General features: G+C 71.3%; 25 protein-coding genes. 12 read left to right on the top strand and 13 right to left on the bottom strand.

Translation table 11 applies throughout. From position 1 onward, the window contains the following. Position 1: 1 nt before the first annotated feature. A complete protein-coding gene (locus ACGFT2_RS21305) occupies positions 2-832 on the bottom strand; it encodes a response regulator transcription factor (RefSeq protein ID WP_393280478.1) in 831 nt (276 codons plus the stop codon). Positions 833-1,027: 195 nt separating this feature from the next. Here ACGFT2_RS21305 and ACGFT2_RS21300 point away from each other — a divergent pair, with 195 nt between their 5' ends. Together ACGFT2_RS21300 and ACGFT2_RS21295 are read left to right on the top strand one after the other, a co-directional pair. Continuing rightward, positions 1,028-2,701 (top strand): AMP-binding protein, encoded by a 1,674-nt coding sequence (locus ACGFT2_RS21300; protein ID WP_393280476.1) that lies wholly within the window; start codon positions 1,028-1,030, stop codon positions 2,699-2,701. Next, complete coding sequence (locus ACGFT2_RS21295) at positions 2,698-4,308, top strand: AMP-binding protein (protein ID WP_393280473.1); 1,611 nt, start codon at positions 2,698-2,700, stop codon at positions 4,306-4,308. Before ACGFT2_RS21300 ends, ACGFT2_RS21295 begins: the two co-directional genes overlap by 4 nt. A gap of 115 nt (positions 4,309-4,423) precedes the next feature. On the opposite strand, the gene ACGFT2_RS21290 is transcribed toward ACGFT2_RS21295, so the two are convergent. Continuing rightward, positions 4,424-5,209, bottom strand: a complete 786-nt coding sequence (locus tag ACGFT2_RS21290; RefSeq protein ID WP_393280471.1) for a hypothetical protein — start codon at positions 5,207-5,209, stop codon at positions 4,424-4,426. Positions 5,210-5,472: 263 nt separating this feature from the next. Between ACGFT2_RS21290 and gcl the strand changes: the two genes are divergently transcribed. Further along, positions 5,473-7,260 carry a glyoxylate carboligase gene (gcl, locus tag ACGFT2_RS21285; RefSeq protein ID WP_393280468.1) on the top strand — a complete coding sequence of 596 codons (1,788 nt, stop codon included), beginning with the start codon at positions 5,473-5,475 and terminating at the stop codon, positions 7,258-7,260. 251 nt (positions 7,261-7,511) lie between these two features. Here gcl and ACGFT2_RS21280 read toward each other — a convergent pair whose 3' ends face one another. The 5 genes from ACGFT2_RS21280 to ACGFT2_RS21260 all read right to left on the bottom strand — a co-directional run bounded on the left by ACGFT2_RS21280 (position 7,512) and on the right by ACGFT2_RS21260 (position 12,328). Beyond that, on the bottom strand, positions 7,512-8,078 hold the full coding sequence (locus tag ACGFT2_RS21280; RefSeq protein WP_393280465.1) for a TIGR04222 domain-containing membrane protein: 567 nt from the start codon (positions 8,076-8,078) through the stop codon (positions 7,512-7,514). A gap of 160 nt (positions 8,079-8,238) precedes the next feature. Further along, the gene (locus ACGFT2_RS21275) at positions 8,239-8,472 is read right to left on the bottom strand and encodes a hypothetical protein (protein ID WP_393280463.1); all 234 of its coding nucleotides are present in this window, start codon (positions 8,470-8,472) and stop codon (positions 8,239-8,241) included. 409 nt (positions 8,473-8,881) lie between these two features. Next, the gene (locus ACGFT2_RS21270; RefSeq protein WP_393280460.1) at positions 8,882-10,345 is read right to left on the bottom strand and encodes a catalase; all 1,464 of its coding nucleotides are present in this window, start codon (positions 10,343-10,345) and stop codon (positions 8,882-8,884) included. Positions 10,346-10,563: 218 nt separating this feature from the next. Further along, positions 10,564-11,457, bottom strand: coding sequence for a 2-hydroxy-3-oxopropionate reductase (locus ACGFT2_RS21265; protein WP_393280457.1), 894 nt, complete (start codon positions 11,455-11,457; stop codon positions 10,564-10,566). A gap of 40 nt (positions 11,458-11,497) precedes the next feature. Continuing rightward, a complete protein-coding gene (locus ACGFT2_RS21260; RefSeq protein WP_393280454.1) occupies positions 11,498-12,328 on the bottom strand; it encodes a TIM barrel protein in 831 nt (276 codons plus the stop codon). 160 nt (positions 12,329-12,488) lie between these two features. On the opposite strand from ACGFT2_RS21260, the gene ACGFT2_RS21255 reads away from it, so the two are divergent. The 8 genes from ACGFT2_RS21255 (at position 12,489) to ACGFT2_RS21220 (ending at position 19,654) form a co-directional block, all read left to right on the top strand. After that, positions 12,489-12,752, top strand: coding sequence for a hypothetical protein (locus ACGFT2_RS21255; RefSeq protein ID WP_393280451.1), 264 nt, complete (start codon positions 12,489-12,491; stop codon positions 12,750-12,752). A gap of 47 nt (positions 12,753-12,799) precedes the next feature. After that, positions 12,800-13,111, top strand: coding sequence for a helix-turn-helix domain-containing protein (locus ACGFT2_RS21250; RefSeq protein WP_393280970.1), 312 nt, complete (start codon positions 12,800-12,802; stop codon positions 13,109-13,111). 128 nt (positions 13,112-13,239) lie between these two features. Beyond that, positions 13,240-13,752, top strand: coding sequence for a 2-oxo-4-hydroxy-4-carboxy-5-ureidoimidazoline decarboxylase (gene uraD / locus ACGFT2_RS21245; RefSeq protein ID WP_393280448.1), 513 nt, complete (start codon positions 13,240-13,242; stop codon positions 13,750-13,752). Between the two features lie 4 nt (positions 13,753-13,756). Continuing rightward, positions 13,757-14,161, top strand: a complete 405-nt coding sequence (gene uraH / locus ACGFT2_RS21240; RefSeq protein ID WP_393280446.1) for a hydroxyisourate hydrolase — start codon at positions 13,757-13,759, stop codon at positions 14,159-14,161. Between the two features lie 4 nt (positions 14,162-14,165). Next, complete coding sequence (gene pucL, locus ACGFT2_RS21235; RefSeq protein ID WP_393280443.1) at positions 14,166-15,089, top strand: factor-independent urate hydroxylase; 924 nt, start codon at positions 14,166-14,168, stop codon at positions 15,087-15,089. A 64-nt stretch (positions 15,090-15,153) separates the two neighbouring features. Further along, the gene (locus tag ACGFT2_RS21230; RefSeq protein ID WP_393280440.1) at positions 15,154-16,572 is read left to right on the top strand and encodes a nucleobase:cation symporter-2 family protein; all 1,419 of its coding nucleotides are present in this window, start codon (positions 15,154-15,156) and stop codon (positions 16,570-16,572) included. Between the two features lie 65 nt (positions 16,573-16,637). After that, positions 16,638-18,023 (top strand): 8-oxoguanine deaminase, encoded by a 1,386-nt coding sequence (locus ACGFT2_RS21225; protein ID WP_393280438.1) that lies wholly within the window; start codon positions 16,638-16,640, stop codon positions 18,021-18,023. A 263-nt stretch (positions 18,024-18,286) separates the two neighbouring features. Next, complete coding sequence (locus tag ACGFT2_RS21220; protein ID WP_393280435.1) at positions 18,287-19,654, top strand: nucleobase:cation symporter-2 family protein; 1,368 nt, start codon at positions 18,287-18,289, stop codon at positions 19,652-19,654. Between the two features lie 234 nt (positions 19,655-19,888). Here ACGFT2_RS21220 and ACGFT2_RS21215 read toward each other — a convergent pair whose 3' ends face one another. The 6 genes from ACGFT2_RS21215 to ACGFT2_RS21190 all read right to left on the bottom strand — a co-directional run bounded on the left by ACGFT2_RS21215 (position 19,889) and on the right by ACGFT2_RS21190 (position 24,125). Next, the gene (locus ACGFT2_RS21215; RefSeq protein WP_393280432.1) at positions 19,889-20,311 is read right to left on the bottom strand and encodes an acyl-CoA thioesterase; all 423 of its coding nucleotides are present in this window, start codon (positions 20,309-20,311) and stop codon (positions 19,889-19,891) included. 52 nt (positions 20,312-20,363) lie between these two features. After that, positions 20,364-20,990 (bottom strand): hypothetical protein, encoded by a 627-nt coding sequence (locus ACGFT2_RS21210; protein WP_393280429.1) that lies wholly within the window; start codon positions 20,988-20,990, stop codon positions 20,364-20,366. A 219-nt stretch (positions 20,991-21,209) separates the two neighbouring features. After that, positions 21,210-21,809, bottom strand: coding sequence for a histidine phosphatase family protein (locus tag ACGFT2_RS21205; RefSeq protein ID WP_393280427.1), 600 nt, complete (start codon positions 21,807-21,809; stop codon positions 21,210-21,212). A 272-nt stretch (positions 21,810-22,081) separates the two neighbouring features. Further along, positions 22,082-22,627: a DUF4232 domain-containing protein gene (locus ACGFT2_RS21200; protein ID WP_393280425.1), complete on the bottom strand. Its 546-nt coding sequence runs from the start codon at positions 22,625-22,627 to the stop codon at positions 22,082-22,084. Between the two features lie 30 nt (positions 22,628-22,657). Next, on the bottom strand, positions 22,658-22,837 hold the full coding sequence (locus tag ACGFT2_RS21195; protein ID WP_393280422.1) for a hypothetical protein: 180 nt from the start codon (positions 22,835-22,837) through the stop codon (positions 22,658-22,660). Positions 22,838-22,916: 79 nt separating this feature from the next. After that, positions 22,917-24,125 (bottom strand): pyridoxal phosphate-dependent aminotransferase, encoded by a 1,209-nt coding sequence (locus ACGFT2_RS21190; protein WP_393280420.1) that lies wholly within the window; start codon positions 24,123-24,125, stop codon positions 22,917-22,919. 87 nt (positions 24,126-24,212) lie between these two features. Here ACGFT2_RS21190 and ACGFT2_RS21185 point away from each other — a divergent pair, with 87 nt between their 5' ends. Further along, positions 24,213-24,839 carry a winged helix-turn-helix transcriptional regulator gene (locus ACGFT2_RS21185; protein ID WP_393280418.1) on the top strand — a complete coding sequence of 209 codons (627 nt, stop codon included), beginning with the start codon at positions 24,213-24,215 and terminating at the stop codon, positions 24,837-24,839. The last annotated feature ends 347 nt before the right edge of the window (positions 24,840-25,186 follow it).

Genomic DNA, 25,186 nt, shown 5'->3' with positions numbered 1-25,186 from the left:
CCTACGGCAGCAGCCCCGCTCTGCGGGCCGCAGTCACCGCCTCCCCTCGGGTGTGCGCGCCCAGTTTCCGCATCGCCGAGCGCAGATAACCCTTGACCGTCTCCGGGCGCAGCCCCAGCCGCTCGGCCACGGCCGCGTTGGTGGCACCCTCCGCCACCCAGGAGAGCACGTCCAGTTCGCGCGGCGCCAGGCTCGCGCCGCCGCCCGGCCCGGGCGCGGTCAGCAGCCCGCATGCGGCCAGCAGTTCCGCCCGCAGCCCGGGGTCGGCGATCCGCGGCGCCAGTGCCCGCAGCGCCGCGTGCGCCTCGCGCACCTGCTCCCAGGCCGAACCGGCCTGCGCGTCCACCGGCTCGGACCGGGCCGCCGTCAGCAACTCCCGCGCCTCGTCCCGCACCACCAGAGCCTGCTCCACATCGCGTGCCGCCGCCATCGCCGAGCCCAGCGCGCGGTCGCCGAGCGGCTGGGCCGAGCGCAGCGCGCCGTACAGCACCCCGCGCACCCGCCGCCGTACGACGACCGGCACCGCGAGCACCGAGCGGATGCCCTCGGCGGCCACCGGGACGTCGTACTCGTGGCTGATCTGCCGGGAACTGGAGTAGTCCGTCACCGCGCACGGCCGGGCCAGCGCCACCGCCTTGCCGCCGAGTCCGTTGCCGGAGGTCACCGCGAGCGAGCGCAGGGCGGCAGTGGTCGTGCCGCTCAGCTCGCTGATCCGGATCCGCGGCCGGCCGGACTCGACCAGCCCGCCGAAGGCCACCGGAAGTCCCGTGGCGCGCCGCAGCCGGGCCAGCCCACCGCGAATCTCCGCCGCCGCGACGGCCTCTGCTGCCACCTCATCGCTCCTTCGGCACGGCTCACCTGTGCACTGCACCCCCGTTCGGGGGTAGTGAGACCTGCATCACGGATTAGACGATGCCAGAGAGCCGCCCGGCAATGGTCCGGAAACACGGGAGTGAACCGGAGGGAGCACTCGACACCGGCGGAGAGTGCCCGGAGGTGAACGACCACGAAAGCATGGAGGACGCAGATGACGACGGCGACCGAGGTCTTCCGGAGCGCCCGGGACTTCCTGCTGGAGCACCGGCAGGACTACCCCACCGCCTACGCGGGCTTCCGCTGGCCGCGGCCGGAGCAGTTCAACTGGGCCCTGGACTGGTTCGACGTGATCGCCGCCGGCAACGACCGCACCGCCCTGCACATCGTCGAGGAGGACGGCACCGAGACCCGGCTGTCCTTCGCCGAGCTGGCCGAACGCTCCAACCGGATCGCCCACTGGCTGCGCGAGCGGGGCATCGCCGCCGAGGACCGCATCCTCGTCATGCTCGGCAACCAGGCGGAGCTGTGGGAGATCGCGCTGGCCGCGATGAAACTGCGCGCGGTCGTCATCCCGGCCACTCCGCTGCTGGGCCCGGCCGACCTGTGCGACCGCGTCGAGCGGGGCCGGGTGAAGCACGTCGTCGTGCGGGCCGACGACACCGCCAAGTTCGCCGACGTGCCCGGTACCTACACCAGGATCTCCGTCGGCGGCCTGCCCGAGGAGGGCTGGGAGCCGTACGAGGACGCTTACGCGGCCCCCGCCGAGTTCCTCCCCGACGGCCCCACGCTGGCCGACGACCCGCTGATGCTCTACTTCACCTCGGGCACGACCGCCCACCCCAAGCTGGTCGAGCACACCCACACCTCGTACCCCGTCGGGCACCTGGCCACCATGTACTGGATCGGTCTCCGGCCCGGCGACGTGCACCTGAACATCTCCTCGCCCGGCTGGGCCAAGCACGCCTGGTCCAACCTGTTCGCGCCGTGGAACGCCGAGGCGACCGTCTTCGTCTTCAACTACACCCGCTTCGACCCGGAGCGGCTGATGGCGGAGATGGACCGGGCCGCGGTCACCACCTTCTGCGCCCCGCCCACCGTGTGGCGCATGCTCATCCAGGCCGACCTCGGACGGCTCGCCACCCCGCCCCGCGAGGTGGTGGCCGCGGGCGAGCCGCTCAACCCCGAGGTCATCGAACAGGTACGGCGGGCCTGGGGCGTGACCGTCCGGGACGGCTTCGGGCAGACCGAGACGGCGGTCCAGGTCTCCAACAGCCCCGGCCAGGTGCTGAAGACCGGCTCCATGGGCCGCCCCAGCCCCGGCTACCGCGTCGAACTCCTCGATCCGGTCTCCGGCGCGCCCGGCGCCGCGGAGGGGGAGGTCTCCCTCGACCTCTCCGAACACCCCGTCGGCCTGATGACCGGCTACCACGGCGACCCCGACCGCACGGCCGAGGCCATGGCCGGCGGCTACTACCGCACCGGTGACATCGCCTCCCGCGACGAGGACGGCTACCTGACCTACATCGGCCGTGCCGACGACGTCTTCAAGGCCTCCGACTACAAGATCAGCCCGTTCGAGCTGGAGAGCGCGCTGCTGGAGCATCCGGCGGTCGCCGAGGCCGCCGTCGTGCCCGCCCCGGACGAGCTGCGGCTCGCCGTGCCCAAGGCGTACGTCGTCCTCGCCGAGGGATTCGAGCCAGGACCGGACACCGCGAAGGCCGTCTTCGAGCACTCCCGCGAGGTGCTCGCCCCCTACAAGCGCATCCGCCGCCTGGAGTTCGGCGCGCTGCCCAAGACCGTTTCCGGCAAGATCCGCCGGATCGAGCTGCGCGAGGCCACGGCCGAGGGCTCCGACGCCGAGTACCGCGAGGAGGACTTCCGGTGACCACGCAGCCGTCGTACACGCACGGGACGGGCACCACCGCGCTGCTCGGCGACACCATCGGCGCCAGCCTCGACCGGGCCGTGGCCACCTGGCCGGACCGCGAGGCCCTGGTCGACGTGCCCTCCGGGCGGCGCTGGACCTACGCCGAATTCGCCGCCGACGTCGACCGGTTGGCGTACGCGCTGCTCGCGAGCGGTGTCGCCAAGGGCGACCGGGTGGGCATCTGGGCGGTCAACTGCGCCGAGTGGGTGCTCGTGCAGTACGCCACCGCACGGATCGGTGCCGTCATGGTCAACATCAATCCGGCCTACCGCACCCACGAGGTCGAGTACGTCCTGAACCAGGCCGGAATCTCCCTGCTGTTCGCCTCTCTGAGCCACCGGAACAGTGACTACCGGGCGATGGTCGAGGAAGTGCGGGACAGCTGCCCGCAGTTGCGGCAGGTGGTGTACATCGGGGACCCGGGCTGGCAGGAGCTGCTGCGGCGCGGCACGCCCGACCTGGCCGAGGAGTTCGCGACCCGCGCGAGCGAGCTGTCCTGCGACGACCCCATCAACATCCAGTACACCTCCGGCACCACCGGCTTTCCCAAGGGCGCCACCCTCTCCCACCACAACATCCTGAACAACGGCTACTTCGTGGGGGAGTCGGTCGCCTACACCGAGCAGGACCGGATCTGCATCCCGGTGCCCTTCTACCACTGCTTCGGCATGGTGATGGGCAATCTCGCCGCCACCTCGCACGGCGCCTGCATGGTCGTCCCGGCACCCGCCTTCGACCCGAAGGCCACCCTGGAGGCCGTGCAGCGGGAGCGCTGCACGTCCCTGTACGGCGTCCCGACGATGTTCATCGCCGAGCTGAACCTCCCCGACTTCGCCTCCTACGACCTCTCCACCCTGCGCACCGGCATCATGGCGGGCTCGCCCTGCCCGGTGGAGGTGATGAAGCGGGTCGTCGCCGAGATGCACATGGCGGAGGTGTCCATCTGCTACGGCATGACGGAGACGTCACCGGTGTCCCTGCAGACCCGTATCGACGACGACCTGGAGCACCGCACCGCCACCGTCGGCCGCGTCCTGCCGCACCTGGAGGTCAAGGTCGTCGACCCGGTGGACGGTGTGACGCAACCCCGTGGCACGACGGGTGAGTTGTGCACCCGCGGCTACAGCGTGATGCTCGGCTACTGGAACGAGCCGGAGAAGACCGCCGAGGCCGTCGACGCGGGCCGCTGGATGCACACCGGGGACCTCGCCGTGATGCGCGAGGACGGGTACGTCGAGATCGTCGGCCGCATCAAGGACATGATCATCCGCGGCGGCGAGAACATCTACCCGCGCGAGATCGAGGAGTTCCTCTACGCCCACCCCAAGATCCGCGACGTCCAGGTCGTCGGGGTGCCGCACGAGAAGTACGGCGAGGAGGTCCTCGCCTGCGTCATCCCGAACGAGGCGGCCGACCCGCTCACCCTGGAGGACCTCCGCGCCTTCTGCGAGGGCCGGCTCGCGCACTTCAAGATCCCCAGCAGGCTCCGGATCCTCGACTCCTTCCCGATGACGGTGTCCGGAAAGGTGCGCAAGGTGGAGCTTCGCGAGAATCACCAGACGTGAGACGGCCGGAATCGAGCATCCACTCCCTGCTGGACGGCGGGTCCCGGGCTGCCGGGTGCGCCGTCGGCGGCGCACCCGGCCCAGGGCCCGTCGGTGAAGCCGCCGTGCCGGACGCTCAGATCCGCCCGTCCCGGGTCCGGCTCCGCGGTGGCGGTGCCCCTTCGGCGTCCAGTGTGCCGGCCGGATCGTTCACCGGCTGCGGGACGCCCGTGAGGTCGAGGACGAACAGCGGCACCCCCAGCGCGGCCGCGCTGCCACGCGCCTCGTCCGTGTAGCCGGCGAGCGAGAAGTACACGCAGTCCGCCGACTCCGTCATCGCCGTCAGCCACAGGCACTCCACGTCGCGCGGCGCGGCCGGCCGGACGGCCGGGTCCACGTGGGCGAGCAGCCCCCCGGCCGCGAGCCCGATGCCGCTCGGCGGCCGCTGGTCGGCCCGGCGGACGTCCTGATAGCCGAGCCGGCGCAGATAGAGCGCGGCGGCGGTCACCGCGTCGCGGGCGGTACGGATGGTGTGCGGCGCAAAGGGGGCGGCCCGCCGGTCGGGGGCGCCCCGCACGGCCGCGTCGGCCTCGGCATCGGCATCGGCCTCCGCCTCGGCATCGGCCTCGGCCTCGGCCGGTGCCGGCGCGGTCCGGCTCGTCGCCGGGATCACCCGGATGCGCAGCACCGTGCCGCACGGGCAGCCCAGTTCCGGGTGCGGCCACTGGCCGTGGCGGCCGCAGGCGGCGCACGGCACGGTGAGCCACTCGTCGTCCCAGGCGCGGTGTGCCGCCACGACCGGCTCCGCGGCCGGATCCGGCCGAGGGGCGACGGGTGCCCCGCACGCGCACGGATAGACCGGAGCGGTGTAGACGTGCTCGCGCCGGCAGGCCGGACAGCGCACCGGCACGCTCTCGGGCATGGCTCACTCCAAGGCGTCGCGTCGGGACACGCCCTCTCGGGGCGGTCGTCTCGGGACAGCGTCCCCATCGTCCTCCCGCCGTCCCCCGCTTGTCCGGCGCTTGGCGTGGCTCGCCTCTCTTGACGACGTTCACCCACCCCCCTACATTGTTTCCAGATAGTAGAAGTTGAGTTCCGCAATGCGGAATTTGGATAGCCTGGAGACTGTGCTCACCGCGGGGCGCGACGGGAGTACGCATCCGACAGCCGAAGCAGGAGTACTCGATGGCCCGTATGACCGCTGCCCGCGCGGCAGTTGAGATCCTCAAGCTCGAGGGCGTCACCGACGCCTTCGGTGTGCCGGGCGCGGCGATCAACCCGTTCTACAAAGCCCTCAAGGAGGGCGGCGGCATCAGCCACACCCTCGCCCGCCACGTCGAGGGCGCCTCGCACATGGCCGAGGGCTACACCCGCACCAAGCCGGGCAACATCGGCGTGTGCATCGGCACCTCGGGCCCGGCCGGCACCGACATGATCACCGGCCTGTACTCGGCCATCGGCGACTCCATCCCGATCCTGTGCATCACGGGCCAGGCGCCCACGAACGTGATCCACAAGGAGGACTTCCAGGCCGTCGACATCGCCTCGATCGCCAAGCCGGTCACCAAGATGGCGGTCACCGTCCTGGAGGCCGCGCAGGTCCCCGGTGTCTTCCAGCAGGCCTTCCACCTGATGCGCTCCGGCCGTCCCGGCCCGGTCCTGATCGACCTGCCGATCGACGTCCAGCTCACCGAGATCGAGTTCGACCCGGAGACGTACCAGCCGCTGCCGGTCTACAGGCCGGCCGCGACCCGCGCCCAGATCGAGAAGGCGATCTCCTTCCTGCTCGCCGCCGAGCGCCCCGTCATCGTCGCGGGCGGCGGTGTCATCGGCGCCGACGCCTCCGACCTGCTGACCGAGTTCGCCGAGCTGACCCAGACCCCGGTCATCCCGACCCTGATGGGCTGGGGAGCGCTGCCCGACGACCACGAGCTGAACGCGGGCATGGTGGGTGTGCAGACCTCGCACCGCTACGGCAACGCCAACTTCCTGGAGTCGGACTGCGTCCTCGGCATCGGCAACCGCTGGGCCAACCGCCACACCGGCTACAAGCTCGACGTGTACCGCGGGGACCGCAAGTTCGTCCACGTCGACATCGAGCCCATGCAGATCGGCAAGATCTTCCCGCCGGACTACGGTGTCGTCTCCGACGCCAAGATCGCGCTGGAGCTGTTCGTCGAGGTCGCCAAGGAGCTGAAGGCCGAGGGCAGACTGCCCGACCGCACCGGCTGGGTCGCCGACACTCAGGAGCGCAGGGCCGGCCTGCTGCGCCGCACGCACTTCGACAACGTGCCGATGAAGCCGCAGCGCGTGTACGAGGAGATGAACAAGGCCTTCGGCCCCGACACCCGCTACGTCACCACCATCGGCCTCTCCCAGATCGCCGGCGCGCAGATGCTGCACGTCTACAAGCCGCGTCACTGGATCAACTGCGGCCAGGCCGGTCCGCTCGGCTGGACCATCCCGGCCGCGATCGGCGTCGCCAAGGCCGACCCGGACTCCCCGGTCGTCGCGCTCTCCGGCGACTACGACTTCCAGTTCCTGATCGAGGAGCTGGCGGTCGCCGCCCAGCACCGTATCCCCTACGTCCACGTCCTGGTGAACAACGCCTACCTGGGCCTGATCCGCCAGGCGCAGATCGGCCTGGACATCAACTTCCAGGTCAACCTGGAGTTCGAGAACGTCAACGCTCCGGAGCTGGGCGTCTACGGCGTGGACCACGTCAAGGTCGCCGAGGGACTGGGCTGCAAGGCGATCCGGGTCACCGAGCCGGACCAGCTGGGGGCGGCCTTCGAGCAGGCCAAGAAGCTGGCCGCCGAGTACCGGGTGCCGGTCGTCGTCGAGGCGATCCTGGAGCGGATCACCAACATCTCGATGAGCCGCACCATGGACATCAGCGACATCTCCGAGTTCGAGGACCTGGCCACCGAGCCCGGCCACGCGCCGACGTCGATCAAGCCGCTGAAGGTCTGACACCTTCCCCGCGACCCTGGGGCGGCCCGTTCCTCCGGACGGGCCGCCCCTTCGTGCTGCCCGCTCACGCCACCCGCTCACGCCACCCGCTCACACTGCCCCGCGCCACCCGTTCACGCCGTCCCGCGCTGCGTGCTCACACTGCCCCGCGCCACCCGTTCACGCCGTCCCGCGCTGCGTGCTCACACTGCCCCGCGCCGCCCGTTCACGCCGTCCCGCGCTGCGTGCTCACACTGCCCCGCGCCACCCGTTCACGCCGCCCCGCAGCTGAAGCCGCCCCCGCCTCCGCCGCCCCAGGACCCGGGCAGGTCGCGGTCCGCGGTGCCGCCTGGGCCGGTGAGGCCCGCCTCGCGGGTGAAGCGGGGGGCCAGGGCGGTCAGTGCCCGGTCGCCGTGCAGGGCCACGAGGAGCAGCTTGTCGTCCACGGACAGGCCCGAGCGGTGGCCGGGCAGCGGATGGCCGCCGCGCAGGTCTCGCAGGGCCCGGCGGGCCCGCCGTGTCGGCCCCGGCAGGACCGTCCGCAGCAGTCCCGCCGTGGCCAGCTCGGCGCGCAGCTCGCCGAGCGCCTCGCGCACCCGCCGCCGCTCCGGCAACTGCCGTACCCCGGCGGGCCGGTAGAGCGTGGCGTGCACGGCCGCGGCCAGGGGAGACACGGGTGCCCGGGCCGGGCCGCAGGTCCTCACGGTCCCGGGCCGGCCCGCCTCTACCGCGCCCCGCAGATGCAGTCCCAGCACCGCCACTGTCACCGCGGCCCTGGCGCCGCCGCGCAGCAGCGCGATCGCGTACGGGTCGGCCGGGATCGTCGTCGTACCCCGCATCGGTCACCCCCCGTACGGGGCCCGCCGCCCCCGTGCCGGCGGGCCCCGTGTGCCGGTAATCTGCCCCGGCGCGGGGGTGGTTGAAGCCTGTACCGCGATGTTCAGAGGTTGATCTGAGGTTTTCGTGGACCGGCTACGGCCGCCGGCGTACGCGTCGTCGCTACAGCTCGTGCTCCGAAAGCCCCGGCCAGTCGTCCGGGCCGCCGCCCTGCCACTCGATCAGGTCGCTCACCTCCACCTCGATCCGGTCCAGATCGGCCAGCCGGAGGATCTCCACGACGTCGTCCAGATGCGAGGCGATGCCGAGGGTCACGTCTCCCTCGGTGACCCGCCGGGAGCCGTCCAGGGCGGGCGAGTGGACCACGATGTGCGGGTACTGCGACGGATTGCCCATGGCTTCAGCGTGCTGCGGAAGCGGCGCAGGCGCACCCCGGGCCCGCAACGCGCGTAGCGCCCCCTGGGGCAGGGGGCGCTACGCGCACTGTGTGTGATGACCGTCCGACGGCGCGAGGCTGGGCGCGACAGGTCGTTCGCGCCGCCGGACGGGGCGGGTGGCCCCCGTGCGGGGGACTGGGTGGGACCGCGGCGGCTGCGACGGAGCCGGGCATCCTTCCCTCAGGTCGAGAAGGGCACGCCGTTCCTTCACCACCGCACTGGCTCGCAGGCCGCCGCGGTCCTCGCCCTGCCCGCACAGCCGCCCTACGACCACCCCTCATCCGGGTCGTCCGGCGTGCCGTGCGGGCCGCGTGCGGATGTCATGACCTCCCGTCAGACTCCGTACGCTGCTTGTGGGTCGTCCGGTCTCAGTCCTCGCGCAGGGCGCGGACCGCCTCCTCCACGCGCTTGCCGTAGTCCGGATCGGCGGCGTGGAAGTGGGCCAGGTTCCTCTCGATGACGTCGTCGCGGGAGACCTGGGAGAGGCCGCCGGCGATGTTCGCGACCAGCCGGGACTTCTCCTCCTCCGTCATCAGCCGGTACAGCTCGCCCGCCTGGAAGAAGTGGTCGTCCTTGGTGTGCAGGGGAGCCTCGTGGTTGCCGGTGTGGCCGGCCACCGCCAGGGGAGCCGCCAGCGGGCGGCCGGTCTCCGCCGGGCCGTCGTAGGAGTTCGGCTCGTAGTTCTTGGCGTGGCGGCCCTGGGCGTTGGACGCCATGAGGCCGTCGCGGCCGTAGTTCTGGGCGCCGCCCGGGACCGCCTTCGGGGCGTTCACGGCGAGCAGCGTGTGGTTGACGCCGAGCCGGTAGCGGTGGGCGTCCGCGTAGGCGAACAGCCGGCCCTGGAGCATCTTGTCCGGGGACGGGCCGATGCCGGGCACGAAGTTGTTCGGGGAGAACGCGGCCTGCTCGACCTCGGCGAAGACGTTGTCCGGGTTGCGGTCCAGCACCAGGCGGCCCACGCGCTGCAGCGGGTAGTCCCCGTGCGGCCACACCTTGGTCAGGTCGAACGGGTTGAAGCGGTAGTCGGCCGCCTCGGCCGCCGGCATGATCTGGACGTACAGGGTCCAGGAGGGGTGTACGCCCCGCTCGATGGCCTGGAGCAGGTCCGTCTGGTGGGAGTTGGCGTCCTTGCCCGCGATCTCCGCGGCCTGCTCACTGCTCAGGGAGCGGACGCCCTGGTTCGTCTTGAAGTGGTACTTGACGAAGAAGGCCTCGCCGGCGGCGTTCGTCCACTGGTAGGTGTGCGAGCCGTAGCCGTTCATGTGCCGGTACGACGCCGGGATGCCGCGGTCGCCCATCAGCCAGGTCACCTGGTGGGTCGCCTCGGGGGCGTGCGCCCAGAAGTCCCAGACGTTGTCCGGCTCCTGCCTGCCGGTGAACGGGTCCCGCTTCTGCGAGTGGATGAAGTCGGGGAACTTGATCGGGTCCTTGATGAAGAACACCGGGGTGTTGTTCCCGACGAGGTCGTAGTTGCCCTCTTCGGTGTAGAACTTCAGCGCGAACCCGCGCGGGTCGCGGACGGCGTCCGCCCCGCCGAGGGAGTCGGCGACCGTCGAGAAGCGCAGGAACACCTCGGTGCGCTTGCCGATCTCGCCGAGGAAGTCGGCGTGGGTGTAGCCGGTGACGTCGTCCGTCACCTCGAAGTGGCCGTACGCGCCGGAGCCGCGGGCATGCACGACACGCTCCGGGATCCGCTCGCGGTTGAAGCGCGCGAGCTTCTCCAGGAGGTGCTGGTCCTGGATCAGGAGCGGGCCGCCGACGCCGGCGGAGGCGGAGTTCTGGTTGTCGGCGACCGGTGCGCCGGACTCTGTCGTGAGCACGCGCTTCGACATCGTGGACCTTCCGTGCGAGAGGGCAGCGGGAATCTGCGGAATCTTCGTGACCTTCGGAAACAGACTTCCGCTTTGTGGAGCTTCCGCTGGCGTGAGCCTAGGTAGGGGTGGACGAGGCGTCAACAGTTTGTTGAAGTTGATTCCGGGCCGCGGCGCCGCCTGGGCGCGACAGGACAGTTGTCAGCGGCGCCGCGGCCCGGAAGTCTGCGAGGGGCCCGTCAGACCCGGGCGCCGGACAGCCGCTCCACGGCCCGCAGCAGGGCCGAGTGGTCCAGGCCGCCGTCGCCCTGCGCGCGCAGGGAGGCGACCAGCTGGGCGACCACGGCGCCCACCGGCAGCGAGGCGCCGACGGTGCGGGCGGCGTCGGTGACGATGCCCATGTCCTTGTGGTGCAGGTCGATGCGGAAGCCCGGCTTGAAGTCGCGGTTCAGGAAGTTGTCCTTCTTGCGCGTCAGCACGGTCGAGCCCGCCAGCCCGCCGTTGAGGACGTCGAGCGCGGCCCTCAGGTTCACGCCGGACTTCTCCAGGAAGACCACGGCCTCGGCGCACGCCTGGATGTTCACCGCGACGATCAGCTGGTTGGCGGCCTTCACGGTCTGGCCGGAGCCGTGCGGGCCGCACAGCACGATGGTCTTGCCGAGTGCGTCGAAGATCGGCTTGGCCTGGTCGAAGTCGGTCTGCTCGCCGCCGACCATGATCGACAGTACGGCCTCGACGGCGCCGGCCTCGCCGCCGGACACCGGGGCGTCCAGCACCCGGATGCCCTTGTCCTTGGCGGCGGCGGCCAGGTCGATGGACGTCTGCGGGGTGATCGAGGACATGTCGATCAGCAGGGCGCCCTGTTTGGCGTTCTCCAGGATGCCGTCCGGGCCGTAGGCGATGGCCTCGACGTGCGGGGAGGCGGGCACCATGGTGATCACCACGTCGGCGTCGCGGACCGCTTCGGCGATCGAGCCGGCCGCGGTGCCGCCGGCGGCGGCCAGGCGGTCCAGCTTGTCCTGCTCCAGCGTGAAGCCGGTGACGTCGTGTCCCGCCTTGATCAGGTTCTCGGACATGGGGGAGCCCATGATGCCGAGGCCGATCCAGGCGATCTTGGGAAGGGCGTTGCTCATGATGGGGGTGCCTCTCTCACTGCTCTGCAAAGTCGGGAATTCAGCGCGCGTCGCGCGGGAGCCACTCGAAGGCCTCGGCGCTCGGGCGGTCGCCCGGCTTGTACTCCAGGCCGATCCAGCCGTCGTAGCCGGCCTTCTTCAGCTGGTCGAGCAGCTCCTCCAGCGGGAGCGAGCCCGTCCCGGGGGCGCCGCGGCCGGGGTTGTCGGCGATCTGCACGTGCCCGGTCTTCGCCGCGTACCGCTCGACGACCGCGGGCAGGTCCTCGCCGTTCATGGACAGGTGGTACAGGTCCATCAGGAACTTCGCGTTCCCGAGGCCCGTCGCCGCGTTGACCGCGTCCACGATCTCCACGGCCTTGGGCGCGCTCACGATCGGGCACTTCGGCGACTCGGGCCGGTTGAGGGCCTCGATCAGCAGGATCGCGCCGGCCCGGTGGGCCGCGCGGGCCGCGAGGGTCAGGTTCTCCAGGGCGAGTGCGTCCTGCTCGGCCGGGTCCACGCCGTCGACGCGGTTGCCGTACAGGGCGTTGAGCGCCCCGCAGCCGAGGGAGGCGGCGAAGTCGGCGGCCACGTCGACGTTGGCCCGGAACTTCTCGGACTCCTCGCCCGGGATCGACAGGGCGCCGCGGTCCGGGCCCGGCAGCTGGCCGGCGTAGAAGTTCAGCCCGGTGAGCCGGACGCCCGCGTCCTCGATCGCCTTCTTCAGGGCGTCCAGTTCGGACTGCTCGGGGGTGGGGGAGTCGACCCAGGGCCACCACAGCTCGACCGCCGAGAAGCCCGCCGCGGCGGCGGCCGCGGGGCGCTCCAGGAGCGGGAGTTCCGTGAAGAGGATCGACAGGTTGACGTTGAAGCGCTGGTCTGCGAATCCCATTCGGGCCGCGCTCCCTTCCGTGGGTCTAGATTCCGTATCGCGGAAGTTCGTTTCTGCTTAATGGAAGATTGCCGTCGTGTGTCGGCGCTTGTCAAGAGGGACCGGCGGCCATTCCCCACCGGGCCGTCCGAAAACCCGTGCCTCGCGTTAGGTTGTGCGCGTGCGATTGAGAGTGGAGTTCACGACCGAGCCCTTCGACCTGGACGAGGCGCCCGCGCACGCCCTGGTGGCCCGGGAGGTCGTCGAGACGGCGGAGCTGGACGCCGTGGACGTCGGCCCGTTCGGCAATACCGCCGAGGGGAGCGCGGACGACGTGCTCACCGCCGTCGGCGCGCTGCTGCGCAGGTCCCTGGGGGCCGGCGCCAACCGGATCTCGCTCCAGGTCAGCGTGATCGAGGACGGGATCGGGGAGGGTGATAGGTGACCGTGGACGAGCCCTTCATCGCGGCCGTGAAGCCGCTGGTCGACGCCATGGGCGGGGAGATGCTGCCGCCCGACGAGGCCGGCGCCGAGGACGTCGTCCTCGCCTGGGAGGGCGTGGACGTCGTCGCCGTACGCCTGCCCCAGCTCGCCGACTCGCTCGATCACATCCTGGCCGCCATGGAGCGCAGGCGGGGCCTGCCGCTGGCCGAGCTGGACCGCAAGGCCAAGCAGGAGGTCGTGCGCATACTGGAGGCGCGGGGCGCCTTCGCCGTGCGGCACGGCGTGGAGACCGTGGCGGGCGCGCTGGGCGTCAGCCGCTTCACGGTCTACAACTACCTCAACCGGGAGAAGGGCGTCTGAGCGGCGCCGGGTGACTCCGCGGCTTGTTACGCGGATTTTTCAACAAAGTGTTGACGTGATGTTTCCGAGGGCGTTAGCTATCGGCAGCCCGTTCAGCACGACGGCCGTTTCCGGCCACGGAGGCTCCCGTGACTTCGACTTCCACGCCCCCGGGCCTGGCCCGGTTCAACGACCTGGAGGAGCACGCGGCCCTCGCGGCCCTCCACGAGGCGTGCGCCTCCACCGAGTGGGCCCGGCGACTGCTCGCCGCCCGGCCCTACGCCGGCGTGGAGCACCTCTTCGCCGCCAGCGACGCCGCCATGGCCGAGCTGACCACCGCGGACCTCGAAGAGGCGATGGCCGGGCACCCACCGATCGGGCGCCCCAAGCCCGGCGACCCGACCTCCGCCCGCGAACAGCGCGGCATGGCCGGCGCCTCCGACGAACTCAAGGCCGAGCTGCTCGACCTGAACCTGGCCTACCAGGAGAGGTTCGGCCACGTGTTCCTCATCTGCGCCACCGGAAGGACCGCCGAGCAGATGCGCGACGCGGTCAAGGAGCGGATCGGCAACGCGCCCGAGCAGGAGCGGGAGATCGTCCGCGCCGAGCTGGGCAAGATCAACCGCATCCGACTGGCCCGACTCGTCGAAGAGGACGCCTGACACCATGAGCACCAGCACCACCGCCTCCGTGTCCACGCACATCCTGGACACCTCCGTCGGCCGCCCCGCCGAGGGCGTCGCCGTCCAGCTCTCCGCCCGCGCCGGGCGGGACGCGGGCTGGCAGGCACTCGGCGGCTCCGCGACCGACGCCGACGGCCGGTGCAAGGACCTGCCGGCACTGCCGGCGGGGACCACCCACGTACGGCTGGACTTCGCCGTCGAGCCGTACTTCGAAATTTCTGCGAAGAAGCAAGCCGATGCGCAGCAGGACGCCCCCGCGAGTCGGGACAGCGGACCGGCGGTGTTCTTCCCGGAGGTGGCGATCACGTTCGCCGTCGTACCGGGCGAGCACTACCACGTACCGCTGCTGCTCAACCCGTTCGGCTACTCCGTTTACCGAGGGAGCTAGCTAAATGCCCACCATCCTGGGACAGAACCAGTACGGCAAGGCCGAGAACCGGGTCGTCAAGATCACGCGGGACGGCGCCACCCATCACATCAAGGACCTCAACGTGTCCGTGGCGCTGAGCGGCGACATGGAAGAGGTCCACTACTCCGGCTCCAACGCCAACGTCCTGCCGACCGACACCACCAAGAACACGGTGTACGCGTTCGCCAAGGAGTACGGCATAGAGTCCGCCGAGCAGTTCGGCATCCACCTCGCCCGCCACTTCGTCACCTCGCAGGAGCCGATCCACCAGGCCCGGATCCGCATCGAGGAGTACGCCTGGGAGCGGATCGCGACCTCCGACGCCAACTCCAAGTTCATCGGCGCCGACGACGTCAAGCACTCCTTCGTCCGCAAGGGCCAGGAGACCCGGGTCACCCAGATCACCTACGACGGTGCGAAGTGGGAGGTCGTCTCCGGCCTGAAGGACCTGGTCGTGATGAACTCGACCAACTCCGAGTTCTGGGGTTACGTCAAGGACAAGTACACCACCCTGCAGGAGGCGTACGACCGCATCCTGGCCACCCAGGTCTCCGGCCGCTGGCGGTTCAACTGGACCGACGACGAGCAGAAGATGCCCAACTGGGAGAAGTCCTACGAGCAGGTCAGGAAGCACATGCTCCAGGCCTTCGCCGAGACCTACTCCCTCTCGCTGCAGCAGACGCTGTACCAGATGGGTTCGCGCATCATCAACAACCGCGGGGAGATCGACGAGGTCCGCTTCTCGCTGCCGAACAAGCACCACTTCCTGGTGGACCTGGAGCCGTTCGGGCTGAAGAACGACAACGAGGTCTACTACGCCGCCGACCGCCCCTACGGCCTCATCGAGGCCACCATCCTGCGGGACGGCTGTGAGGCCCTTATCCCGGTCGACATGACCAACCTCTGACGCGGGACGCGCGCCCCCGGCCCCGCCAGCCGGACCGGGGGCCCGCCACACCGGAGGGAACGAAATGGCACAGCCTGCGAAGGGGCCCGCCACAGCCCCGTGTTCCACCCCGCCGGTGCACACCGAGGACGCCGTCACGTCCGTGCACCCGGTGGACGAGAAGCTCCACTTCTCGCGGCTCGTCCCCGCCGCGCTCCAGCACATCGCCGCGATGTACGCGGGCGTGGTCACTCCTCCGCTCATCATCGGTCAGGCCTGCGGACTCGACATCGCGGCCCGCACCCGGCTGATCGCCGCGAGCCTGCTCATCGCGGGTGTCGCGACCATCCTGCAGACCATCGGCGTCAAGGGGCTCGTCGGCAACCGGCTGCCCTTCGTCAACGCCGCCTCCTCCGCCGGCATCGCGCCGATCCTCGCGATCGCCGAGACCAACGGCGAAGGGCACCGACTTCCCGCGATCTACGGCGCGGTGATGGTCGCCGGCGCCTTCTGCCTGGCACTCGGCCCGTTCTTCGGCCGGCTCCTGCGCTTCTTCCCGCCCCTGGTCACCGGCGTCGTCATCACCCTGATCGGGGTCACGCTGATGCCCGTCCCGGTGAGCTGGGCACAGGGCGGCGACAAGACCGCCGCCGACTTCGGTGCCATGCGGCACCTCGCGCTCGCCGCGTTCACCCTCGCCGTCATCCTGCTCATCCAGCGCTTCGGCCGCGGCTTCGTCCGCCAAGTCGCCCTGCTCTTCGGGTTGTTGATCGGCACCCTGGCCGCGATGCCGTTCGGCATGGCCGACTTCGACGGCCTGCGGTCGGCGCCCGTCGCCGCGCTGCCCACGCCGTTCGCCTTCGGCGCCCCCGAGTTCCAGCCGGCGGCCGTCCTGTCGCTGTGCATCGTGATGCTGGTGCTGATGACCGAGTCCTCCGCCGGCATGCTCGCCCTCGGCGAGATCTGCGACCGCCGCGCTAACGCCGGGACCATCACCCGCGGCCTGCGCACCGACGGCATCGCCACCCTGATCGGGCCGGTCTTCGGTGGTTTCCCCACCTCAGCCTTCGCCCAGAACGTCGGCGTCGTCTCGCTGACCCGGGTACGCAGCCGCTACGTCGTCGCGGTCGCCGGCGGCGCCCTGCTGGTCCTCGGCGCCTTCCCGGTCCTCGGCGCGGTGGTCTCCCTGGTCCCGATGCCGGTCCTCGGCGGCGCGGGCATCGTCCTGTTCGGCTCCATCGCCGTCAGCGGCATCCGTACGCTGTCGGAGGCGGGGCTGGACGACAGCTCCAACATCGTCCTGGTCGCCGTGGCGCTCGGCGCCGGCATCATCCCGCTGGCCGCGCCGACCTTCTACGCCGGCTTCCCGGCCTGGGCGCAGACCGTGCTCGGCTCCGGCATCAGCGCAGGCGCGCTCGTCGCGGTCTCGCTCAACCTGTTCTTCCACCATCTCGGCACCCGGGGCGCGCCCGCTCAGCCCGCTCCGGCACTCAAATCCTCCTAGGGTCCTGCCGTGCCCTCCCCGTGGACAGCCCGTCCCGGGGCCGCCACTGAAGACAAGGAAGCACCATGGCAGCATCGGCAGCCCAGCGCGTCGTCATCGAGAACTGTGCGATCGCGACCGTGGACGCGGGCGACACGGAGTACGCCTCCGGGTACCTGGTCCTGGCCGGCAACCGGATCGAGTCGGTCGGCGCGGGCAACGCCCCCGAGGGCCTGGAGAACGTGGTCCGCCGGATCGACGCGAGCGGCCATCTCGCCACGCCCGGTCTGGTCAACACCCACCACCACTTCTACCAGTGGATCACCCGGGGCCTGGCCACCGACCACAACCTGTTCAACTGGCTCGTCGCCCTGTACCCCACCTGGGCGCGCATCGACGAGCAGATGACGTACACGGCGGCCCAGGGCTCGCTCGCCACGATGGCCCGCGGCGGTGTCACCACCGCCATGGACCACCACTACGTCTTCCCGCACGGATCCGGTGACCTGTCCGGCTCGATCATCAGGGCCGCGGCCGAGATGGGCGTGCGCTTCACGCTGGCCCGCGGCTCCATGGACCGCAGCGAGAAGGACGGCGGCCTGCCGCCGGACTTCGCCGTCGAGACGCTGCAGGGCGCGCTCGCCGCGACCGAGGAGACCGTGAAGAAGCACCACGACGCCTCCTTCGACGCGATGACGCAGGTGGCGGTCGCCCCCTGCTCGCCGTTCTCCGTCTCCACCGAACTCATGCGCGAGGGCGCCGAGCTGGCCCGCCGGCTGGGCGTACGGCTGCACACCCACGGCTCGGAGACCGTGGAGGAGGAGAAGTTCTGCCACGAGCTGTTCGGCATGGGCCCGACCGACTACTTCGAGTCCACGGGCTGGCTCGGTGAGGACGTGTGGATGGCGCACTGCGTGCACATGAACGACTCCGACATCGCCGCCTTCGCCCGCACCAGGACCGGCGTCGCCCACTGCCCTTCCTCCAACGCCCGCCTCGCGGCCGGCATCGCCCGCGTCCCCGACATGCTCGCCTCGGGCGTCCCGGTCGGCCTCGGCGTCGACGGCACCGCCTCCAACGAGTCCGGCGAACTCCACACCGAACTGCGCAACGCCCTGCTCATCAACCGCCTCGGCGCCCACCGCGAGGCCGCCCTGAGCGCCCGCCAGGCGCTGCGGCTCGGCACCCACGGCGGCGCCCAGGTCCTCGGTCGCGCGGAGCAGATCGGCTCGCTGGAGCCGGGCAAGCTCGCCGACGTCGTGCTGTGGAAGATGGACACCCTCGCCCACGCCTCCATCGCCGACCCGGTGACCGCGCTCGTCTTCGGCGCCGCGGCACCGGTCACCGCGTCCTTCGTCGACGGCCGGCAGATCGTCGAGAACGGCCGCCTGCTCACCGCCGACGAGGACACCATCGCCCGCTCCACCCGCGAGGAGGCCCAGCGCCTCGCCCGGATCGCCGCCCAGGGCTGATCCACACCCCGCACTCCGGCGCCGCCACACAGGTCCGGGCGCCGGGCAGACTCCGGCCGAGAGGGACGGCTCACGGCCGGAGCCGTGGTTCCGAGCGGGATCCACGGCAAGCCGTCTCCGGGGCGTGCGCACGCGCACGCCCCGGAACGGTCCCTCCCGCACCACCGCTCAGCACACCCCCGTCACGGTCCCGCACGATCACACGCACCACCTCCCTGACACCCACGTCGACGACGACGTGTTAACCGCCCGGAGGAGCCGCCGTGGCCGCCCATCCTGTCGACGAGAAACTTCCCCCACTCAAAATGGCGACCAGCGGCCTGCAGCACGTGGCCGCCATGTACGCCGGAGTCGTCGCCCCACCCCTGATCGTCGGTGCGGCCGTGGGCCTCTCCGCGACCGACCTGACCTTCCTCACCGGCGCCTGCCTGTTCACCGCGGGCCTCGCAACCTTCCTGCAGACGCTGGGCATCTGGAAGATCGGTGCCCGGCTGCCCTTCGTCAACGGCGTCACCTTCGCCGGTGTCGCCCCCATGACCGCGGTGGTCGCCTCCACCGACGACAAGTCCGACGCCCTGCCGATCATCTTCGGCGCGGTCATCGTCGCCGGCCTCCTCGGCTTCGTCGCGGCGCCCTTCTTCAGCAAGGCGATACGTTTCTTCCCACCGGTGGTCACCGGCAGCGTCATCACCCTGATCGGCGTCTCCCTGCTGCCGGTCGCCTTCGGCTGGGCCCAGGGGCCCGATCCGAAGGCGCACGACTACGGATCGACGACCTATCTGTCCCTCGCCGGCATCACCCTGCTCATCGTGCTGCTGCTCCGCCGCTTCACCCGGGGCTTCGTCAAGCAGATAGCCGTCCTGCTCGGCCTGATCATCGGCACGCTCGTCGCGATACCCTTCGGGGTCACGGACTTCGGCCCCGTCGCCGACGCGAACGTGGTCGGCTTCCCGACCCCGTTCCACTTCGGCGCACCGCAGTTCCAGCTCGCCGCCATCCTCTCCCTGTGCGTGGTGATGGTGGTCTCGATGACCGAGTCGACCGCCGACATGCTGGCACTGGGCGAGATCGTCGAACGCCCCGCCGACGAGAAGACCATCGCCGCCGGTCTGCGCGCCGACACCCTCGGCTCGGCGCTCAGCCCGCTGTTCAACGGCTTCATGTGCAGCGCCTTCGCCCAGAACATAGGCCTGGTGGCGATGACCAGGATCCGCAGCCGCTACGTCGTCGCGACCGGTGGCGGCTTCCTGGTCCTGATGGGGCTGTGCCCGATGGCCGCCTCACTGATCGCGGTCGTGCCCCGACCGGTCCTCGGCGGCGCCGGGGTCGTCCTGTTCGGCTCGGTCGCCGCCAGCGGCATCCAGACCCTCGTACGGGCCGGCCTGGACAGGGACAACAACGTGCTGATCGTGGCCGTCTCCCTCGCCGTCGGGATCATCCCGATCACCGCGCCGGAGTTCTACCACGCGTTCCCCGAGACCGCGAAGATCGTCCTGGACTCGGGCATCTCCACGGGCTGCCTGACGGCCGTGGTCCTCAACCTGCTCTTCAACCATCTCGGCAAGGGGCGGGAGGCCCAGGACGTCACCCATCCGATGGAGGCGGGCACGGAGATCGCCGCGGTGCACTGAACATCGCGGGCCGGGTACGTGATCGCGCACCCTGCCCGCACAGTGGGCGACGCGGGCCGGGGTTCGTGATCGCGCCCCCGCCGCACGCCGGATGTCGCGGGCCGGGGTTCGTGATCGCGCCCCCCGGCCCGGCGCCGTTCGAACCGGCCGGTGCGCACGGGCCCCTTCCCGTACGGAGCCGGTGCACGGAAGCGGCGGACCGGCACCCACCGAAGCCCACCCCGCGCAAGCCGCCTACAGGCCGAACAGGCCGAGGTCCGTTGCCAGTTCCTTGAACACCTCGCGTGGATCGGCGATCAGCCTGCGCTCTTCGAGGTCCAGCAGACCGGCCACGGCGGTGACCTCGGCCGCCAGGGTGCCGTCGGTCCTTCGCACCTCCTGCCGGATCCGGAAGCTCTTTCCGCCGCTCCACTCGAACTCGCAGGTCACATCGACCTCGTCACCGGCGAGCAGTTCACGCCGGTAGCGAATGGTCGTCTCGAGCGCCACCGGGCCGACCCGGCGGCCCAGGAGCCGGGCCTGGCTGATCCCGGCCGCCTCCAGCAGCGACCAGCGGGCGTGCTCCGCGTAGTTGAGATACACGGCCTGGTTGAGATGCCCCTGTGTGTCCGTCTCGTAGCCGCGGACGGTCACACGGACGGAAAACGGTTCGGCCACTGCCTGTCCCCCTCGCGTTCGAATCCTTGGTCGACCGATCCTGGCACGCGCGTCACACCCGGCGCGGCGAGGCCAGCAGATAGCGCACCCTCGTCCGCGGCTCGGTGTACTCGCCCGCCTGCCACCCCGCGCGCTCCAGCGTGGCCGCGCAGGCTGCGAGCGTCTCCGGATCCGGCGCGTGCACCGCGACCGCCTCCGGCTGCGGAGTGGCCCGCACCCGGTAACCGTCGTCGCCGCCGCCCGCGGGGCGGTGCCCGGCCGCCTCCAGCGCCAGCGCCGCGGCCCGCACCAGATGCGTACGCTCCCAGCCGCACGGCCGGTCCACGGAACCGTCGGGATTGGTCATCCGGCGCAGTTCCAGCAGCCCTTCCCAGGCACCGCGCACCTCGCGCAGCCGCGCCGGTCCCGCGGGCGGGGGCTCCTCCTCATCGCCGGCCCGGGCCGCGAACACCCCGGTGGACGACGGCGCGGGGGGCTTCGCGGCCGCCGGCACCGCCTCACCCGCCCGGTGCCCGGCGGGGGTCAGGAAGTGATCGTGCGGCGGCCGCGGATGCCGGAAGGCGAGCCCCTGCTTCACCAGCGCCGCGAGCTGCGCCGCCGTACCGCCGCGCAACCGGCCGGTGACCGGATCGGCGGCCTCGATCAGGCGCCGCTGCGCGGCGGTCGGCTCTCGTGTCACGGCGCATTCCCTCCGATCGGACTCTCACCGGGAGCGTCCGCGCCGACGGCTCCGGCACCGCCCGTACGACGGGCCGGATCGTGGTGCGAGCCGCCGTCCCGTCGCCGCGCGGAGCCACCGGCAAACGTCCCACGCGCAGCGTACGGGCCGGGTCCGACAATGCCCGGGGCCGCGAAGCGGCTTCCGTGACACATGTGGGAACGAGGCCGGCCGGCCCCCCTACTCCGGGGGCCGGATGTTCCAGCCCGCCACCACCGGCCGGCCGTGTTCCGTGCCGAGGCGGCACAGGGTGCCCGTGGCCAGCTGGAAGAGGGCCCCGTGCTGCGGCGGGAGCCCCAGACGACGGGCGGTGAGGACGCGCAGGAAGTGACCGTGGGCGACCAGGACGACGACACCCTCGGTGTCGGCGAGAGCGGCGTCGACCTTGCCCAGCATCCGGTCGGCCCGCTCGCCGACCTGCTCCGGGGTCTCGCCCGGGTGGTCCGGCGGTCCGGGCGTGACCCCGTCCGTGAACAGGAACCAGCCGGGCCGGGTCCGCTGGATCTCCACGGTGGTCACGCCCTCGTACCCGCCGTAGTCCCACTCGCGCAGGTCGGCGTCGACCCGGGCGTCGTGGACCCCGATGAGCCGGGCGGTCTCGCGGGCCCGCTGCAGGGGGCTGACGAAAGCGGCGCCGATCCGGTGCGAGCGGATCAGCGGTACCAGCCGCCGGGCCTCCTCCCGGCCCCGCTCGGTGAGAGGCACGTCGGTCTCGCCGGTGTGCCGTCCGGACCGGGACCACTCGGTCTCACCGTGCCGGACGAGAAAGAGGTCACCCACGTCAGCGCCCTTCCCGCTCGCCTGCCAGCACGGTGCCACAGGCCGGCCGGGGCCCGCAGTCGGAACTGCGCCAGACGGCCCTTGCCGGCTGCCGGCGAGCGGGTGCCCCGAGCCGGCCGCGGTCGGCCGCAACCGCGCCCGCCGGAGACCGGGGGCCTCGGCGCATGCGGCGGCGGGCCCCCGGCCCGGCCGGCTTCCGGCGCCGGGTTGTACGACCCGGCCGGCGTCCGGCGCCGGGCCGTTGCGGCCGGGCGGGCGTCCCGCGCGGGACCTCAGGAACCGGCCGGTGTCCGTCGGGGTGGTTGCAGGGTCAGCTTCTCCCCGCAGGCGTCGATCGCCTTGGTCCTGCCGTGTGTGTCCACGATGGGCACGACCGCGCGGTGCGCGTCGTGCGGGGCCTGGACCACCGCCTCGCTCTGCCGTACGCAGTACGGGGCCGCGCCCTTCGCGCCGCGGGGGGTGTAGTGGAGGTCCACGCTCACGCCCGCCCCTTCGGGCACGGCGACGGACTCGGGGTGGCCCTTGCCGGCACCGTCGATGGTCTCCGCCTTGCCGTTGTGGACCTCCACGCCCGGATAGCCGTCGAACACACAGATCTCCGGGCCCTTGTTGACGCCGGTCAGCCGCGCACCGGCCCGCTCGCCGCCCTTGTCCGTGCCGTCGAGCAGGGTCAGCGTCCACTTCAGCGACGTGGTCCGGCACGGCGGTATCGAGCCGTCGGAGTGGGTGGCCGTCGTGGTGATGGCGCCGCAGGCCGTGAGGGCCAGGCCGGCCATGAGGGCGGAGAGGCCGCCCGCCAGTCGAGTCGTCGCTCGCATCGTTCCCCCTGAAAGATGTGCGGTCGTGTGTCAGGTGCCGGGGTGGACCAGCGTGTGCTCGGTGCCGAGGGCCTTGGTCCGCGTGTCGGCGTACAAGGTGGTCTCCCCGTCGGACCAGCGGACGATCAGGCCGTCGGCGAAGTGGTCGGCGGTGAGGTCACCGGCCGCCATGACCTGCGGGTGCTTCCAGAGGCCGTTCGGCCCGCGCACCCGTGACTTCGCGCCGAGCCCGGTCGCCGAGGTTGATCATGAGGGGTGATCTTCGCACGAACGAGCGAAACGAGGCCACTTACTGCCGGTAGCCGCCGAGGAACCGTCCGATCCGGCCGATCGCCGCCTCCAGGTCCTCCGCGTGCGGCAGGGTGAGGATGCGGAAGTGGTCGGGGGAGGGCCAGTTGAAGCCCGTGCCCTGGACCACCTGGATCTTCTCGCGCAGCAGCAGGTCGAGGACGAACTTCTCGTCGTCGTGGATCGCGTGGACCTTGGGGTCGATGCGCGGGAAGGCGTACAGCGCGCCCTTGGGCTTCACGCAGGACACCCCGGGGATCTCGTTGAGCTTCTCCCAGGCCGTGTTCCGCTGCTCGTACAACCGGCCGCCGGGCAGCGTGAGTTCGCGGATGGACTGGCGGCCGCCGAGCGCGGCCTGGATGGCGTACTGGGCGGGCGCGTTGGCGCACAGGCGCATGGAGGCCAGCATGTTCAGGCCCTCCAGGTAGTCCTTCGCGTGCTGCTTGGGTCCCGTCACGACCAGCCAGCCGGAGCGGAAGCCCGCCACCCGGTACGTCTTCGACAGGCCGCAGAAGGTGAGCACCACCAGGTCCGGCGCGAGCGCGGCGGCCGAGTGGTGGACCGCGTCGTCGTAGAGGATCTGGTCGTAGATCTCGTCGGCGAACACCATCAGGCCGTGCCGGCGGGCGAGGTCCAGGATGCCCTCGACGACCTCCTTCGGATACACCGCGCCCGTGGGGTTGTTGGGATTGATGATGACCACGGCCTTCGTCCGGTCCGTGATCTTCGACGCCATGTCGGCCAGGTCCGGGTTCCAGTCGGCCTGTTCGTCGCACAGGTAGTGCACCGCCTTGCCGCCCGCCAGCGTCGTCACGGCGGTCCAGAGCGGGAAGTCCGGTGCGGGGACGAGGATTTCGTCGCCGTCCTCGATCAGGGCCTGGACCGCCATGGAGACCAGTTCCGAGACGCCGTTGCCCAGGTAGACGTCGTCGACCTCGACGTCGAGGCCCAGCGTCTGATAGCGCTGGGCGACCGCGCGACGGGCGGACAGGACGCCGCGGGAGTCCGTGTAGCCGTGAGCCTGCGGCAACATCCGGATCATGTCCTGGAGGATCTCGGCCGGCGCCTCGAAACCGAAGGCCGCGGGATTGCCCGTGTTCAGGCGCAGCACGCTGTGCCCCGCCTCCTCCAGCGCGTCGGCGTGCTCGATCACCGGGCCGCGGATCTCGTAGCAGACCTCGCTGAGCTTGTTCGACTGCCGGAACTCCATGCGCGGCTTCCCCTCCGGTATCTGGTGTTACTTGGTTTTACCAAGTGTGAGCTTGGAAAGTCCAACAACATGTCTAGACTGCGTCGCATGCCACCTCGCCGAAGCTACGACCAGTACTGCTCCGCCGCCCGCGCCCTCGACCTCGTCGGCGACCGCTGGACCCTGCTGATCGTCCGCGAGCTGCTCGCCGGCCCCCGCCGCTACACCGACCTGCACGCGGACCTGCCCGGCGTGAGCACGGACGTACTCGCCTCACGGCTGAAGGACATGGAGCGCGACGGACTCACCACCCGCCGCCGGCTCCCCCCGCCGGGCGCCGCCTACGTCTACGAAGTCACCCCCCGCGGCCGCGGGTTGCTGCCCGTACTGCAGGCCCTCGGCACCTGGGGCGCGGGCTACCTGGGGGAGCGGCGGCCCACCGACGCGGTACGCGCGCACTGGTTCGCGTTGCCGCTGCTGCGGGCTCTGGAAGGAGAGGGACTGGTCGAAGTGGGGTTGGACGAGGGCGAGTTCCATATTCGTGTCGGTGCCGAGGAGGGGCCGGTCTACGGCGACGGGCCGGCGCCCGGCGCGGCCGACGCGCGCCTCGACCTGGACGCCGTGACCTGTGCGGCGGTCTCCCGCGGTGAGTTGACCCTGGCCGACGCGGTACGGGCCGGACGGGTCACCGTGACCGGCGAGGGAACGCTCGCGAAGTCCCTGCGGGACGACTGACGACGGACGACGGACGGCGGATGGCTGATGAGGGATGTCCGGCGCCTGACGACGGCTGACTGGCGGCTGGCGGCTGGCGAGGGCTGACTGGCGGCTGGCGCCTGACGACGGCTGACTGGCGGCTGGCGGTTGGCGACGGATGGCTGATGACTGACGGCACGTCTGCCCGAATGACTCTCAGCAGCCCAGCCGGCAGCGCTGCCTCCAGCCCTGCCGGCAGCCCCGCCGGCAGGCGAGAGGCCCGCCGGCGCGGGGCCGGCCGAGCCCCTCGACGAGCGGGCCTTCGACCGGTTCCCGTCCGCGGGCGGGCCTTTGTTCGAGCCTGTGTCTGCCTGTGTCTCCCGGCT

This window comes from Streptomyces sp. NPDC048514 (genome assembly GCF_043199955.1).
In the GTDB taxonomy this organism is placed as follows: Bacteria; Actinomycetota; Actinomycetes; order Streptomycetales; family Streptomycetaceae; genus Streptomyces.
The sequence above is the reverse complement of the archived record's forward strand: the minus strand, read 5'-3'. Positions and strand labels throughout refer to the sequence as shown.